Annotated in this window: 17 protein-coding genes and 1 pseudogene; 7 read left to right on the forward strand and 11 right to left on the reverse strand. The window is 70.8% G+C overall.

The window, feature by feature from the left end:
- From NS184_RS15705 to NS184_RS15715, 3 genes and pseudogenes are all read right to left on the reverse strand, one after another.
- Positions 1-263: pseudogene (locus NS184_RS15705) on the reverse strand (TlpA family protein disulfide reductase); the annotation flags it as partial.
- Complete coding sequence (locus NS184_RS15710; RefSeq protein ID WP_058727035.1) at positions 260-916, reverse strand: histidine phosphatase family protein; 657 nt, start codon at positions 914-916, stop codon at positions 260-262. The pseudogene NS184_RS15705 and the gene NS184_RS15710, both read right to left, overlap by 4 nt.
- A gap of 79 nt (positions 917-995) precedes the next feature.
- Positions 996-2,486, reverse strand: coding sequence for a SulP family inorganic anion transporter (locus NS184_RS15715; RefSeq protein ID WP_058727036.1), 1,491 nt, complete (start codon positions 2,484-2,486; stop codon positions 996-998).
- A 58-nt stretch (positions 2,487-2,544) separates the two neighbouring features.
- Between NS184_RS15715 and NS184_RS15720 the strand changes: the two genes are divergently transcribed.
- Complete coding sequence (locus tag NS184_RS15720) at positions 2,545-2,919, forward strand: MerR family transcriptional regulator (RefSeq protein WP_058727049.1); 375 nt, start codon at positions 2,545-2,547, stop codon at positions 2,917-2,919.
- Between the two features lie 194 nt (positions 2,920-3,113).
- Here the strand turns inward: NS184_RS15720 and NS184_RS15730 are convergent, their stop codons facing one another.
- Positions 3,114-3,449, reverse strand: a complete 336-nt coding sequence (locus NS184_RS15730) for a hypothetical protein (protein ID WP_152998265.1) — start codon at positions 3,447-3,449, stop codon at positions 3,114-3,116.
- A 143-nt stretch (positions 3,450-3,592) separates the two neighbouring features.
- Here NS184_RS15730 and aspS point away from each other — a divergent pair, with 143 nt between their 5' ends.
- On the forward strand, positions 3,593-4,933 hold the full coding sequence (gene aspS / locus NS184_RS15735; protein ID WP_152998266.1) for an aspartate--tRNA(Asn) ligase: 1,341 nt from the start codon (positions 3,593-3,595) through the stop codon (positions 4,931-4,933).
- Between the two features lie 155 nt (positions 4,934-5,088).
- Here aspS and NS184_RS15740 read toward each other — a convergent pair whose 3' ends face one another.
- The 5 genes from NS184_RS15740 to NS184_RS15755 all read right to left on the reverse strand — a co-directional run bounded on the left by NS184_RS15740 (position 5,089) and on the right by NS184_RS15755 (position 6,846).
- Positions 5,089-5,382: a Dabb family protein gene (locus NS184_RS15740; protein WP_058727040.1), complete on the reverse strand. Its 294-nt coding sequence runs from the start codon at positions 5,380-5,382 to the stop codon at positions 5,089-5,091.
- Positions 5,379-5,633 carry a glutaredoxin family protein gene (locus NS184_RS15745; RefSeq protein ID WP_058727041.1) on the reverse strand — a complete coding sequence of 85 codons (255 nt, stop codon included), beginning with the start codon at positions 5,631-5,633 and terminating at the stop codon, positions 5,379-5,381. Before NS184_RS15745 ends, NS184_RS15740 begins: the two co-directional genes overlap by 4 nt.
- 70 nt (positions 5,634-5,703) lie before the next feature.
- Positions 5,704-5,802, reverse strand: a complete 99-nt coding sequence (locus NS184_RS17545; protein WP_003792170.1) for a 30S ribosomal protein bS22 — start codon at positions 5,800-5,802, stop codon at positions 5,704-5,706.
- Positions 5,803-5,937: 135 nt separating this feature from the next.
- Positions 5,938-6,132 carry a helix-turn-helix domain-containing protein gene (locus tag NS184_RS15750; RefSeq protein ID WP_017888579.1) on the reverse strand — a complete coding sequence of 65 codons (195 nt, stop codon included), beginning with the start codon at positions 6,130-6,132 and terminating at the stop codon, positions 5,938-5,940.
- 198 nt (positions 6,133-6,330) lie between these two features.
- Positions 6,331-6,846 (reverse strand): ArsR/SmtB family transcription factor, encoded by a 516-nt coding sequence (locus NS184_RS15755; protein WP_058727042.1) that lies wholly within the window; start codon positions 6,844-6,846, stop codon positions 6,331-6,333.
- A gap of 74 nt (positions 6,847-6,920) precedes the next feature.
- On the opposite strand from NS184_RS15755, the gene NS184_RS15760 reads away from it, so the two are divergent.
- Entirely contained in the window at positions 6,921-8,354 is a 1,434-nt protein-coding gene (locus NS184_RS15760) for a TrkH family potassium uptake protein (RefSeq protein ID WP_058727043.1), read from the forward strand.
- Between the two features lie 16 nt (positions 8,355-8,370).
- Positions 8,371-9,057: a potassium channel family protein gene (locus tag NS184_RS15765; RefSeq protein ID WP_058727044.1), complete on the forward strand. Its 687-nt coding sequence runs from the start codon at positions 8,371-8,373 to the stop codon at positions 9,055-9,057.
- 109 nt (positions 9,058-9,166) lie between these two features.
- Here NS184_RS15765 and proC read toward each other — a convergent pair whose 3' ends face one another.
- The gene (proC, locus tag NS184_RS15770; RefSeq protein WP_058727045.1) at positions 9,167-9,997 is read right to left on the reverse strand and encodes a pyrroline-5-carboxylate reductase; all 831 of its coding nucleotides are present in this window, start codon (positions 9,995-9,997) and stop codon (positions 9,167-9,169) included.
- Positions 9,998-10,057: 60 nt separating this feature from the next.
- On the opposite strand from proC, the gene NS184_RS15775 reads away from it, so the two are divergent.
- Together NS184_RS15775 and NS184_RS15780 are read left to right on the forward strand one after the other, a co-directional pair.
- On the forward strand, positions 10,058-11,014 hold the full coding sequence (locus tag NS184_RS15775; protein WP_058727046.1) for a cation diffusion facilitator family transporter: 957 nt from the start codon (positions 10,058-10,060) through the stop codon (positions 11,012-11,014).
- Positions 11,015-11,079: 65 nt separating this feature from the next.
- Complete coding sequence (locus NS184_RS15780) at positions 11,080-11,454, forward strand: hypothetical protein (protein WP_058727047.1); 375 nt, start codon at positions 11,080-11,082, stop codon at positions 11,452-11,454.
- 86 nt (positions 11,455-11,540) lie between these two features.
- On the opposite strand, the gene NS184_RS15785 is transcribed toward NS184_RS15780, so the two are convergent.
- Positions 11,541-11,972: a nucleoside deaminase gene (locus tag NS184_RS15785; protein WP_058727050.1), complete on the reverse strand. Its 432-nt coding sequence runs from the start codon at positions 11,970-11,972 to the stop codon at positions 11,541-11,543.
- A 76-nt stretch (positions 11,973-12,048) separates the two neighbouring features.
- Here NS184_RS15785 and upp point away from each other — a divergent pair, with 76 nt between their 5' ends.
- The gene (gene upp, locus NS184_RS15790; RefSeq protein ID WP_058727048.1) at positions 12,049-12,684 is read left to right on the forward strand and encodes a uracil phosphoribosyltransferase; all 636 of its coding nucleotides are present in this window, start codon (positions 12,049-12,051) and stop codon (positions 12,682-12,684) included.
- The last annotated feature ends 81 nt before the right edge of the window (positions 12,685-12,765 follow it).

A 12,765-nucleotide genomic window follows, 5' to 3' on the forward strand; every position in this document is an offset into this window, starting at 1 on the left:
TTGACGACGACGACCTTGCCCTTGAGCGTCTTCGAGGAGAGCCGCTCGCCGGTGATGCTCTTCACGTCGAACGAGATCGGGTCGGTGCGCTTGTCCACGGCGACCTCGGTCACCGCGCCGTTGCCGGAGATGTAGTTCTGCGTCGTGCCGTTGCCGTACTGCTTCGTGAGCGCGTCGTTGCTCGAAGAGCACCCGGCGAGGGCGAGCGCGGCGATGACCGCCGTGGCCGCCACCGTCGCGAGTCGCTTGCTGGTGGTCCTCACACTGCTCCTTCGTCGATCGCGGTCTCCCGGAGCCGTTCGGCCGGGTCCGCGTACCCGACCTCGGTGAAGCGACCGGTCGGCGTGGCGGGCACACGCTCGAGGGTCGTGATGCTGGAGAGGTCGCACCGCCGCTGCCGCGGGTCGTGCCACAGGTGCTCCCCGGCGAGTCGACGGTGCACCATCCAGATCGGGAGCTGGTGACTGACGAGGACGACGTCGCCCTCGTCCACGCTCTCCCAGGCCGTGGCGACGGCCGCGAGCATGCGGTTCGCGATCGACTCGTAGGCCTCACCCCAACTCGGGCGGAACGGGTTCGCGATCCAGGGCCACTCGGCCGGACGACCGATCGATCGCTTCGTGAACCCGGGGGGCTGGCCCTCGTACCGGTTCGTCGGCTCGATGAGGCGCTCGTCGAGCGCCACCGGGAGCCCGTAGGCCTCGGCCCAGGGCGCCGCGGACTCCTGCGTGCGCTGCAACGGGGACGCGACGATCCGCCGCACGTCGACGCCGGCGTCGTGCCAGGCGGCGGCCGAAGCGGCGGCCATCTGCAGGCCGAGCTCGCTCAGTCCGAAGCCCGGGAGCCGACCGTAGAGGACACGGTCGGGGTTGTGCACCTCGCCGTGACGGACGAGGTGCACTCGGGTCGCGGGCATGGCCTCCAGTCTAGGTCGCCCCGGCACTCCCACCCCCCGCCCAGGGGATTCACGGCTGCGGGGACGTTCAGCCGGACGCTCAGCCGAGGTGGCCGGACAGACGCCCGTGGATGGCGACCGAACCGGTGTTGAGGTTCTCCACCCGGACGGTCGAGCCGTGCTGTGCGTACCGCTGTTCGACAGCGTCAAGCGCGGCCACCGTGCTCGCGTCGAACACGTGCGCGTCGGCCATGTCGACGACGACGTGCTCGGGGTCCTCGGCGTAGGAGAACCGGGTCACGAGGTCGTTCGAGCTCGCGAAGAAGAGCGCACCCCGCACCCGGTACCGGACGGTGCGCTCGTCCACGGGTTCGCGGACGACCGACACCACGTGGGCTGCTCGGCGGGCGAAGACCAGTGCGGCAGCCACGACCCCGACGAGCACGCCCGTCGCGAGGTTGTCCGTCGCCACGACGACCACGACCGTGAGCACCATCACGACGGTCTCGCCCAGCGGCATCCGGCGCAGGGTGTTCGGTCGGATGCTGTGCCAGTCGAAGGTCGCGACGCACACCATGACCATCACCGCGGTGAGCGCCGCCATCGGGATCTGCGCGACGAGGTCGTGCAGCACGATGGTGAGCACCAGCACGGAGACGCCCGCGACGAAGGTCGAGATCCGGGTCCGCGCGCCGGCGGTCTTCACGTTGATCACGGTCTGGCCGATCATCGCGCAGCCACCGGTCCCGCCGAAGAACGCCGACGCGATGTTCGCGACGCCCTGCCCCCACGACTCACGCCACTTGCTCGACCCGGTCTCGGTGATCGCATCGACGAGCTGGGCGGTGAGCAGCGTCTCGATGAGTCCGACCACCGCCATGCCGAACGCGTAGGGCGCGATGATCTGCAGCGTCTCGAAGGTGATCGGAACGGTGACGCCGTTGAAGCCGGGGAGGGCCGTCGGCAGCGCTCCCTCGTCCCCGACGGTCGGCACGGCGACGCCGAAGACGATCGTGATCGTGGTGATGACGACCACCGCGACGAGCGGCGCGGGGACGGCCTTCGTCAGGAAGGGGAAGCCCACGATCACCGCGATGCCGAGCGCCGTCAGCGGCCACACGACGAACGGCACGTCGTGGCCGAACAGGTTCGGGAGCTGCGCGGTGAAGATGAGGATCGCGAGGGCGTTCACGAACGCCACGTTCACGCTCCGCGGGATGAACCGCATCAGCCGCGCGACCCCGAGCAGTCCGAGGACGATCTGCACGACGCCGCCGAGCAGCACCGCGGGCACGAGGTAGGCGATGCCGTGGTCGCGGACGAGCGGTGCGATCACGAGCGCGACCGACCCCGCTGCGGCGGACACCATCGCCGGCCGGCCGCCGACGACCGCGATCACCACCGCGATCACCACGCTGGAGAACAGGCCGACCGCCGGGTCGACGCCCGCGACGACCGAGAAGGAGATCGCCTCCGGGATGAGGGCCAGCGCCGTGACGACGCCGGCGAGGACCTCGCGGGTGAGCAGGCGCGGGGAGCGGAGGGCACCGAGGACACTCGGCGGCGTCGGGGCGTGTGTGATCACTGACATCGCGAGCAACCCTACCCTCACGTGAGGGTAGGGTCGGTACGATGGTCTCGTGGACACGATGCACATCGGGGAACTGGCCGAGCGCGCCGGCATGTCCCTGCGCACGATCCGGCACTACGACGAGGTCGGGCTCCTCGTCCCGAGCGGCCGCACCTCGGGTGGGTTCCGCGTCTACACCGCCGAGGACCTCGATCGGCTGCTCGTGATCCGTCGCATGAAGCCCCTCGGGTTCACCCTCGACGAGATGGCGGAGCTGCTGCGGGTCGTCGATGGCCTGCGCACCCGCGCCGGCGACGACGAGGCAACCCTCGCCGCACGGCTCGACGAGTTCCTGGAGGACGCCAGGGCACGACACGCGAAGCTCGTCGAACGCGCGGGCATGGCCGAGGAGTTCATCGGCACGCTCGGCTCACTCCGCGCTTCGCTCCCCTGACAACTCGCCTGCCTCGATCAATCGTCGGCGTTCCTTCCGCGCGGCCTTCCATTCGGCCTGCCGTCGGATCAGTTCGTCGTGCTCCCAGATGAGCCGCCGGGCCTTCCACGGTCGGAGTCGGTACTTCCGCCGGATCCGCTGGCGCCACTCTTCCCGCCGCCGTTCGATCAGCGCCAGGACCGGGTCTCCCGTCGTCATCCTTCTTCCCTCCCGGTGATCAGTCCCAGCACCATCGTGCCGATTACAGCGTCGTCTTCGCGAAGCATCTGCATGTCGTACATCGCGTCGGCTCCGATGGTCCCGATCTCCGTCCGCCCGACGTCCGGGTCACAGGACTGGTCGACGATCCAGACGAACCTCGACCACGCCCGGTCGCGCTCCTCACGCGCGACGTCCCGCCTCCACCGGATCAGCGCCCACACGCCCCCGACGAACGCCACGAGCAGCGTGAACGCCGCCGTGCAGACCGCTGCCACGACGACCGCCACCGCCGCCGCCGGCCAAGCCGCCAGCACGCCGCTCCCTTCCATCACCGCACCTCCCCGACAGCTCGCGACCCGACCACCTCGACGACGCTACGGACCCGCGCGGGGCGATCCGGGCCTCCCGGCTGATCTGGGGAGGAGACCAGGCGATGCACCCGGTGTGGAGGACCCGGTTAGACTCGACCCCCGTGATCGAACGCACCCGCATCGCCGAACTCGCCGCACTCCCCGACGGCCCCGTCTCCGTCGCCGGATGGGTCGAGACCGTCCGAGACCAGAAGAAGGTGCAGTTCGTCGTCCTCCGCGACGAGACCGGCGCCGCCCAGCTCGTGAACCCCGCGACCCGCGAGGCCGAGGACGGCGACGACGCCGCGCAGGCAGCCCTGGCAATCACGAACGAGATCTCCGGGCTCGCCCACGGCACCTTCGTGCACGTCCAGGGCACGCTGAAGCACGACGAGCGCGTCAAGCTCGGCGGGCTCGAGGTCAAGGTCGGCTCGCTCGAGGTCGTGAGCGCCGCCATCCCGGAGACCCCGATCGCGGACGACTCGTCGCTCGACAAGCGGCTCGACTGGCGCTTCCTCGACCTCCGCAACCGCAAGCAGAACCTCATCTTCCGCATCCAGACGACGATGGAGCACGCGTTCCGCTCGTACTGGGTCGACCGCGACTACATCGAGATCCACACGCCGAAGCTGATGGCTTCCGCATCCGAGTCGCGCGCTGAGCTCTTCCAGCTCGAGTACTTCGAGACGACCGCGTACCTCGCGCAGTCGCCGCAGAACTTCAAGCAGATGGCCCAGCCGGCCGGGTTCGGTGCCGTGTTCGAGATCGCCGACGCCTTCCGCGCCGACCCGTCGTTCACGAGCCGTCACGCGACGGAGTTCACGAGCGTCGACGCCGAGATCTCCTGGGTGGAGTCGCACCACGACGTCATGGCCATGCACGAGGAGGTCCTCGTCGCCGGGTTCACGGCCGTCAAGGAGAAGTACGGCAAGGAGATCGAGGACGTCTTCGGCTTCGAGTTCGTCGTGCCGACCGCGCCGTTCCCGCGCGTGACCCTGGCGGAGGCCCGGAAGATCGTTGCCGACAGCGGCTACGACGTCGTGCGCGCCGACGGTGACCTCGACCCCGAGGGCGAGCGCCGCGTGAGTGCGTGGGCGAAGGAGACGCACGGCTCCGAGTTCGTGTTCGTGACCGACTACGACGCCTCGATCCGGCCGTACTACCACATGCGTCACGAGGACGACCCGACGCTCACGAACAGCTACGACCTGCTGTTCAACGGCGCGGAGATCTCCACCGGTGCGCAGCGCGAGCACCGGGTCGACCGACTCGCGGCCCAGGCGGAGGAGAAGGGCCTCGACACCGGCGAGATCGACTGGTACCTCGACTTCTTCCGCTACGGCGTCCCGCCGCACGGCGGCTTCGGCATGGGTCTCGCCCGCGTGCTCATGCTCGCGCTGCACGAGCCGTCGATCCGCGAGGTCACCTACCTGTTCCGCGGTCCGACGCGCCTCACGCCGTAGACAGCGGCCCGACGCGCCTCACGCCGTGGACAGCAGCCCGACGCGCCTCGCGCCGTGGACAGCGGCCCGACGCGCCCCACGACGACAGCCCCCTCCCGATCGGGAGGGGGCTGTCGCCTTCGGGATCGTCGGGGCGACCGGCCGGGAGGCGCGGCTCAGCTCCGCCAGTCGATGGCGGCCCGCCCCGTGACCAGTCCACGGATCTCCGCGGCCGCTGCCTGGTGGTCCGGGTGGACCTGGTAGGCGTCGAGCCCGTCGAGGTCGTCGAAGGTCGCGACCACGGCGAGGTCGGAGTTCTTGTCGGGGTAGGCGACGTTCTCGACGACCTCGAGCGAGCGGATCGACGGCACCGTCCCGACCAGCCCCGTGAGGAGGTCGCGGACGCGTGCGATCGAGGCGTCGCGGTCGACGTCCTCACGGAGGGTCCAGGCGACGACGTGGTGGATCATGCGGAGGCCTCTGCCTTCTCGAGGGCACGGCGGAGTCGATCGGCGTCGACGTGCCAGTTGCTGTGGACACGCCCGTCGACCAGGACCACCGGGATGTCCTCGGCGTACTCCGCGCGGAGGGCGTCGTCGTCGAGGATCGAGCGCTCCTCCAGCGTCACGCCGGGGTGTTCGGCGACGACCTGCTCGACGATCGGTCGGGCGTCGTCGCAGAGGTGGCATCCGGGCTTCGTCAGGAGGGTCACGGCGGGCATGGGGTCAGCGTACCGGCCAGGGGAACACCAAAGCCCCGGCGGACCGGGGCTTCGGGTGCAAGTACTCGACTTACTTCTTGTTGCGACGCTGGTGACGCGTCTTGCGAAGGAGCTTGCGGTGCTTCTTCTTCGCCATGCGCTTGCGGCGCTTCTTGATGACAGAACCCATAGTGGACCTCGCTCGGAACGATGCTGATGTGTGGACACCGCGCCCGTCGGGACCGCGGAAAATCAACCCGGCCGAGTCTAGCGGAGCGCGCCGGTCCTGTCGAACACAGCCGCCGTACCCGGCGCGGTGCTGTGCTCAGCCGACGTCGGCGACGCCCCCGCGCAGGACGTCGGCGACCGCCGACTCCGGGACGCGGAAGGAACGCCCGAACCGGATGGCCGGGAGCTCCCCGGCGTGCACCATGCGGTAGACGGTCATCTTCGAGACACGCATCATCTCCGCGACCTCGGCCACGGTGAGGAAACGCACGTCGTCGAAACTGCCGGTCATGATCCGCCTTCGGGGGACTCGTGCGGCGACGGGCGCGCCGGACGCACGGGTTGGGTGTGACCTGTGTGGTCTCTGATCACTGTAGAGGCCGGTGGGAAGCCGTGTCCAGGCACACGGTCACGACTCGGCCACGGACGGTGACGAGGGACCGCGCCGAGGACACCCGTGCGCGCTGGGGGCATGGACGAGCGAGCGCGCTCAGTCCTCGTCGCCCCGACGGGTGAAGCGCTTCCGACTCCGGTCGACCACGCGCTCCCAGCCCTGCTGTGCCCCGGTCAGTGCTGCGGATGCCCGGTAGGACGCCTCGGCCATCACGCGGCCGAGCTCCGTGCCGACCTCGACGGTGGCCTTGCCCGCGGCACCGTTGCGCCGCACCGACACCGGTTGCCCGTCCGGCGTCCACGCGGTCGTGGCCGGGGTGCCGTCGGCGTCGACCGCACCCGTGAACGACAGGACCCACTCCTCGACCGGCAGCAACGGCTCCGGGTCGAGGCGGTAGAAGCGGTGCTGTCCTTCTTCGCGACTGGAGACGAGTCCGATGTCGCGGAGGACCCTGAGGTGCTTGGACACGGTGGGCTGGCTGACGCCGAGCTTCTCGACGAGCTGTCCGACGCTGAGCTCCCCACCGGTGACGTCGGAGCCGTACGCGGCCAGGAGCGCTCCGAGCAGCTCGCGTCGGGTCGGGTCCGCCACGACGGAGAAGATGTCGGCCATGGGACCAGGCTATCCGCCCCGTCGCGGATGTACCATGCCATCCGACCCGCCCATGTCCCCGGAGGCATACGACCATGCTGGACCGCACGGAGGAGCTGCGCGTGGGGCCGTCGGCCTCGCGTCGTCGCCTCGCCGAGGTCGGCGCGGTCTTGCGGGCGAGCCCGTCCCGCCTGGCGATCCTCGTGTTCGTGGCGTTGATCCTGGTGTTCACGTCACTCTTCATGACGCCGTGGGCTGCATCCGACGGACGACCGACGCACTTCTCCGACGCCCTCTTCACCGCGGCCTCCGTGGTCTGCGTCACCGGACTCGCGACCGTCGACATGGCGACGCACTGGTCGGTGTTCGGGAAGGTCGTCATCGTCATCGGCACCCAGATCGGTGCGGTCGGGGTCCTCACGTTCGCGTCGATCCTCGGCCTCGTGGTGACCCGGCGCCTCGGTCTCCGGGCGAAGCTCATGGCCGCCGGGGACTCGAACCCGCTCCGCACCCACCACGGCGCCGTGCCGGAGGGGCAGGCGGTCCGGCTCGGCGAGGTCGGCACGCTGCTCGCGACGGTCGCGGTGAGCACGCTGACCATCGAGATCGCGGTCGGCCTGCTGCTGCTGCCGTCCGTCCTCGTCGCGGGCTACCCGTTCTGGACGGCGGTCGGCGACGCGTTCTACTACGCCGCCATGGCCTTCACGAACACCGGCTTCTCCCCCAACGCCGAGGGGCTCGCGCCGTTCGCGAACGACTACTGGTTCCTCTCGCTCATCATGGTCGCCGTCGTCGCGGGGTCGATCGGGTTCCCGGTCATCCGGACCATCACGGAGCAGTTCCGCACGCCGCGCCGCTGGTCCCTGCACGTCAAGCTCACCCTCGTCACGAGCGCCGTGCTGCTCGTGGTCGGCGCGGTCGTCTACACGGCGCTCGAGGCCTCCAACAGGGCCACGCTCGGCGAGGCCGGCGCCGGACACACCGCGTTCCAGGCGCTGTTCTTCTCGACCATGACCCGGTCGGGCGGCTTCGCGACCATCGACGTCGAGCAGATGCACGGCGCGAGCCTGCTCGTCACCGACATGCTCATGTTCATCGGCGGCGGCTCGGCCTCCACCGCCGGTGGCATCAAGGTGACCACGCTCGCGGTGCTCTTCCTCGCCGCGGTCGCCGAGGCCCGCGGCCGGCAGAGCATGGAGGCCTTCGGTCGCCGGATCCCGAGCGACGTGCTCCGTGTCGCGGTCGCCGTCGTGCTGTGGGGCGCGACGATCGTCGCCGTCTCGACCATCACGCTCCTGCAGATCACGCGCGACTCGCTCGACCGGGTGCTCTTCGAGGTGATCTCGGCGTTCGCCACGTGCGGGCTCTCGTCCGGCATCTCCGCCGAACTCCCGGAGGCGGGCAAGTACGTGCTCGCCGCCACGATGTTCCTCGGACGGGTCGGTACAGTGACGATCGCCGCAGCCCTCGCCGCCAGCCAGAGCCGGCAGTTGTTCCGCCGTCCCGAGGAGAGGCCGATCGTTGGCTGACCGTTCCCGTACGCCGTTGCCGTCCACCCACCCGCTCGCCGGCGCCGTCAGCCACGACGCCCCGGTCCTGGTGATCGGGCTCGGTCGCTTCGGCGCCGCGACCGCGGGGCAGCTCGAGCGGCAGCACCGTGAGGTCCTGGTGGTCGACACGGACGCGGGGCTCGTGCAGAAGTGGTCCGACCGGGTGACCCACGCGGTCCAGGCCGACGCCACCGACATGGACGCCCTCCGGCAGATCGGGGCGCAGGACTTCGCGATCGCCGTCGTCGGGGTCGGCTCCGACCTGGAGTCGAGCGTGCTCATCACGGCGAACCTCGTCGACCTCGGCATCCCGCAGATCTGGGCGAAGGCCGTCAGCCGCTCGCACGGCGTGATCCTGTCCCGCATCGGCGCGAACCACGTCGTCTACCCGGAGCGCGAGGCCGGCGAGCGGACGGCGCACCTGGTGTCCGGCCGCATGCTCGACTTCATCCAGTTCGACGACGACTTCGCCGTCGTGAAGATGTTCCCGCCGGCCGCGGTGCGCGGGAAGGACCTCGCGACGACCGTCATCCGGACGCGCTTCGGCCTGACGGTGCTCGGGATCAAGACGCCGGGGCAGGCGTTCGTCCCCGCCACCCCCGAGAGCGTGATCGGCGAGGAGGACGTCATCATCGTCTCCGGTGCCACGGCCGACCTGGAACGCTTCGCCGCGCTGGAGTGAGCAGCGCGGGTGACCGACCGTCCAGGCGGACACCCGGCGGCCTGGAGGCGCGGGGCGGGCCCGCACCGCGCCTCCAGGCCGGCCTGTGGTCACGTCCACCGCACCCGCGTCAGCCGGCCGCGATCTCCTCGGCCCGCGCGATCGCCGCGTGTGACGCGCGGAGCAACGTCCCCGACAGGTCGGCGTCCTGCAGGACGGCGACCGCGCGCTCGGTGGTGCCCTTCGGACTGGTGACGGCCCGGCGGAGCTCCGCCGGGGTCTTGTCCGAGGACTCGAGGAGCGCGACCGCACCGCTCAGGGTCCCCTGCACCATGGTGGCGACCTGCTCCGGCGTGAACCCGAGCTCCTCCGCCGCCCGCTGCCACTGCTCCACGAGCAGGAAGACGTAGGCGGGGCCCGAGCCGGACACGGCCGACAGGGCGTCGAGCTGCGACTCGGGCACCTCGATCACCGAGCCCGACACCGAGAACACCGTCGAGGCGAGCGCCACGGCGTCCTCGTCCGCCGAGTCGCCCGCGCTGATCCCGGTGACGCCACGCCCGACCCCGATCGGCGTGTTCGGCAGTGCGCGCACGACCCGGACCCCCTCGGGGACCGCCGCCTCCATGCTCGCGGTGGTGGTGCCGACGGCGACACTGACCAGGACCGTCCCCGGCGCGAGGTCGTCCGCGACCTCGGCGAGCAGGTCGGCGATCATGTACGGCTTCACCCCGACGACGACGAGTCCGGCGCCGCGGACGGCAGCACGGTTGGCGTCCGGCTCGGTGTCGCTCGCGTGCGCGTCGAGACCCCGCGAGCGGTGCGCCGCCGCGGACTCCTCCGACTTCGTCGTGAGGACGACGGTCGTCGGGTCGAGTCCGGCGGCGAGGAGCCCGTCGAGGACCGCGCCGGACATGGAGCCGACGCCGAGCAGGGCGGTGCGGGGCAGTTCGATGGTCATGACCCCCGACCCTACCGACGGCCTAGGATCGTCAGTCAGGCCAGGACTGAAGGGGTACCCGTGAGCGCTTCCGGAGGCACGAAGGCGATCTTCGCCGCACTCGGTGCGAACATCGGCATCGCGATCGTGAAGTTCGTCGCGGCGGCGATCAGCGGCTCGGCGTCGATGCTGGCGGAGGGCGTGCACTCCCTCGCCGACTCCGCGAACCAGCTCCTGCTCCTGCTCGGCGGTCGCCGCGCTCGACGGGCCGCCGACGAGGAGCACCCGTTCGGCTACGGGCGCGAGCGGTACGTGTACGCCTTCGTCGTGTCGATCGTGCTGTTCTCCGTCGGTGGCGTGTTCTCGCTGTACGAGGGGATCGAGAAGCTGCGGAACCCGCACCCGCTGGAGAGCTGGTGGCTCCCCCTGGTCGTGCTCGTCATCGCGATCGGCCTCGAGGGCTTCTCCCTCCGCACCGCGCTCCGCGAGGCTCGGCCGAACAAGGGCTCGCTGTCCTGGGTGCAGTACGTGCGCCGGGCGAAGGCGCCGGAACTCCCCGTCGTGATGCTCGAGGACACCGCCGCCCTGACCGGCCTGGTCTTCGCGCTGTTCGGCGTCGGCCTGACCGCGATCACCGGCAACGGGGTGTTCGACGCGATCGGCACGATCCTCATCGCGGTACTGCTCATCGCCGTGGCGCTGGTGCTCGGCGTCGAGACGAAGAGCCTGCTCGTCGGTGAGGGTGCGAGCGCCGCCGACGTCGCGCGGATCAAGGAGGCGCTGCTCGACGGTCCCGAGGTCGACGCGATCATCCACATCAAGACGCTCTACCTCGGCCCGGACGAGCTCATGGTCGGCGTGAAGGTCGCGGTCGACGGCGACCGGCGCCTGGGTGACGTCGCAGCGGGCATCGACGCGGTCGAGCACCGTGTGCGTCAGGCCGTACCGATCGCCCGGGTGATCTACGTCGAGCCCGACGTCCTCCGGACCGGTCCGCGCCCTCCGACCGAGGCGATCGTCCTCCGCGCCGCCGACTGAGCGGTCTCCTCGGCTGAGGGTGCCCTTGCTGGCGACCCGGATGTCGGATGTTGCACGATGGCTGCATGACCGCGCTCCGTGACGTCCTGCTCATCCTCCACTTCATCGGCCTCGCGGCGGTGATCGGTTCGTTCCTGTTCCAGGTGCGGCGAAAGGGCGGCTTCGAGACGAACTGGATCGTGATCGGCCTGGTCGTGCAGCTCGTCACCGGCCTCGGCCTGATGGGGCTCATCGACGCGACGACGGACGGTGGCGCGAACCACACCAAGCTCGGCGTGAAGCTCGTCATCGCCCTCGTCGCGCTCGTGCTCGCGTTCGTCGCGCGTGCTCGTCAGAAGCGAGCGGATGCGGGACAGGCGAAGAGCAAGGCCGCCCTGCCGTTCTTCCACTCCGCGGGTGCACTCGCGATCGTCAACGTGCTCATCGCCGTCATCTGGTGACGACCTGACGACCTGACGGACGGGAGGCCCGTGGCGGCGCCGCCACGGGCCTCCCGTCCGTCAGGGGTCACCCTGGCGACTCCGCGTCAGCGCCGGGCGCCGAAGAAGTCGTCGAGCAGGGCCGCGCACGGCGCCTCGAGCACCCCGCCGACGACCTCGGACCGATGCGGCAGCCGACGGTCACGCGCGACGTCGTAGACGCTCCCCGTCGCGCCGGCCTTCGGGTCCCACGCCCCGAACACCACCCGGGGAACCCGCGCGGCGAGGACCGCACCGGCGCACATGACGCACGGCTCGAGCGTGACCACGAGCGTGCAGCCGTCGAGGTGCCGGTCCCCTGTCGCCGCGGCCGCCGCTCGGAGCGCGAGCACCTCGGCGTGCGCCGTCGGGTCCTGCAGGGCCTCGCGCTCGTTGCGTCCGGTCGCGACGACGACCCCCGACGCGTCCACCACGACCGCTCCGACGGGGACGTCCCCGGTCGCCAGGCACGCGCGGGCCTCGACCAGGGCGGCCTCCATCGCGGCGACCCACGGGCGGGCGGCGGGTGCTTCCACGGGACCTCCAGGCAGTCGGCAGCACGGTAGGCTCGACCCTATGCGAGTCCACGTCGCCGACCACCCGCTCATCACGCACAAGCTCTCGGTGCTCCGCGACCGGACGACCCCTTCGCCGACGTTCCGCGCCCTGACCGAGGAGCTCGTCACGCTCCTCGCGTACGAGGCCACGCGGAACGTCCGCGTCACCGCCACACCGATCGACACGCCGGTCGCGCACACCATGGGCGTCGCCATCGCCAAGCCCCGTCCGCTCGTGGTCCCGATCCTCCGTGCCGGGCTCGGCATGCTCGAGGGCATGGTCAAGCTCGTCCCCACGGCCGAGGTCGGCTTCCTCGGCATGGCCCGCAACGAACAGACCCTCGAGCCGCAGACCTACGCCGAGCGACTGCCGGACGACCTCTCCGGCCGGCAGTGCTTCGTGCTCGACCCGATGCTCGCGACGGGCGGCACCCTCGCCGCCGCGATCGACTTCCTCTTCGACCGCGGCGCGGAAGAGGTCACGTGCGTGTGCATCCTCGGCGCCCCGGAGGGCCTCGACGCCGTCGAGCAGGCCGTCGGCGACCGCAACGTCTCGATCGTGCTCGGTGCGCTCGACGAGAAGCTCGATGAGAACGGCTACATCGTGCCCGGTCTCGGGGACGCGGGCGACCGCCTCTACGGCCTGGCCGAGTAGGCGCCCCCCGGTCTCGTCTGCGACCACCTGACGGGCGGGAGGCGCGGTGCCAGCAGGCACCGCGCCTCCCGTCCGTCTTCC

This window comes from Curtobacterium luteum (assembly GCF_001475545.1).
GTDB classification, from domain to species: Bacteria; Actinomycetota; Actinomycetes; order Actinomycetales; family Microbacteriaceae; genus Curtobacterium; species Curtobacterium luteum_A.

What these genes read in the sequence shown, in the direction of transcription:
- NS184_RS15710 (WP_058727035.1), bottom strand. Translation starts at nt 916, where the DNA reads ATGCCCGCGACCCGAGTGCACCTCGTCCGTCACGGCGAGGTGCACAAC.
- NS184_RS15780 (WP_058727047.1), top strand. Translation starts at nt 11,080, where the DNA reads ATGACCGCGCTCCGTGACGTCCTGCTCATCCTCCACTTCATCGGCCTC.
- NS184_RS15720 (WP_058727049.1), top strand. Translation starts at nt 2,545, where the DNA reads ATGCACATCGGGGAACTGGCCGAGCGCGCCGGCATGTCCCTGCGCACG.
- NS184_RS17545 (WP_003792170.1), bottom strand. Translation starts at nt 5,802, where the DNA reads ATGGGTTCTGTCATCAAGAAGCGCCGCAAGCGCATGGCGAAGAAGAAG.
- NS184_RS15760 (WP_058727043.1), top strand. Translation starts at nt 6,921, where the DNA reads ATGCTGGACCGCACGGAGGAGCTGCGCGTGGGGCCGTCGGCCTCGCGT.
- NS184_RS15715 (WP_058727036.1), bottom strand. Translation starts at nt 2,486, where the DNA reads ATGTCAGTGATCACACACGCCCCGACGCCGCCGAGTGTCCTCGGTGCC.
- NS184_RS15740 (WP_058727040.1), bottom strand. Translation starts at nt 5,382, where the DNA reads ATGATCCACCACGTCGTCGCCTGGACCCTCCGTGAGGACGTCGACCGC.
- NS184_RS15755 (WP_058727042.1), bottom strand. Translation starts at nt 6,846, where the DNA reads ATGGCCGACATCTTCTCCGTCGTGGCGGACCCGACCCGACGCGAGCTG.
- upp (WP_058727048.1), top strand. Translation starts at nt 12,049, where the DNA reads ATGCGAGTCCACGTCGCCGACCACCCGCTCATCACGCACAAGCTCTCG.
- NS184_RS15750 (WP_017888579.1), bottom strand. Translation starts at nt 6,132, where the DNA reads ATGACCGGCAGTTTCGACGACGTGCGTTTCCTCACCGTGGCCGAGGTC.
- proC (WP_058727045.1), bottom strand. Translation starts at nt 9,997, where the DNA reads ATGACCATCGAACTGCCCCGCACCGCCCTGCTCGGCGTCGGCTCCATG.
- NS184_RS15785 (WP_058727050.1), bottom strand. Translation starts at nt 11,972, where the DNA reads ATGGAGGCCGCCCTGGTCGAGGCCCGCGCGTGCCTGGCGACCGGGGAC.
- NS184_RS15730 (WP_152998265.1), bottom strand. Translation starts at nt 3,449, where the DNA reads ATGGAAGGGAGCGGCGTGCTGGCGGCTTGGCCGGCGGCGGCGGTGGCG.
- NS184_RS15745 (WP_058727041.1), bottom strand. Translation starts at nt 5,633, where the DNA reads ATGCCCGCCGTGACCCTCCTGACGAAGCCCGGATGCCACCTCTGCGAC.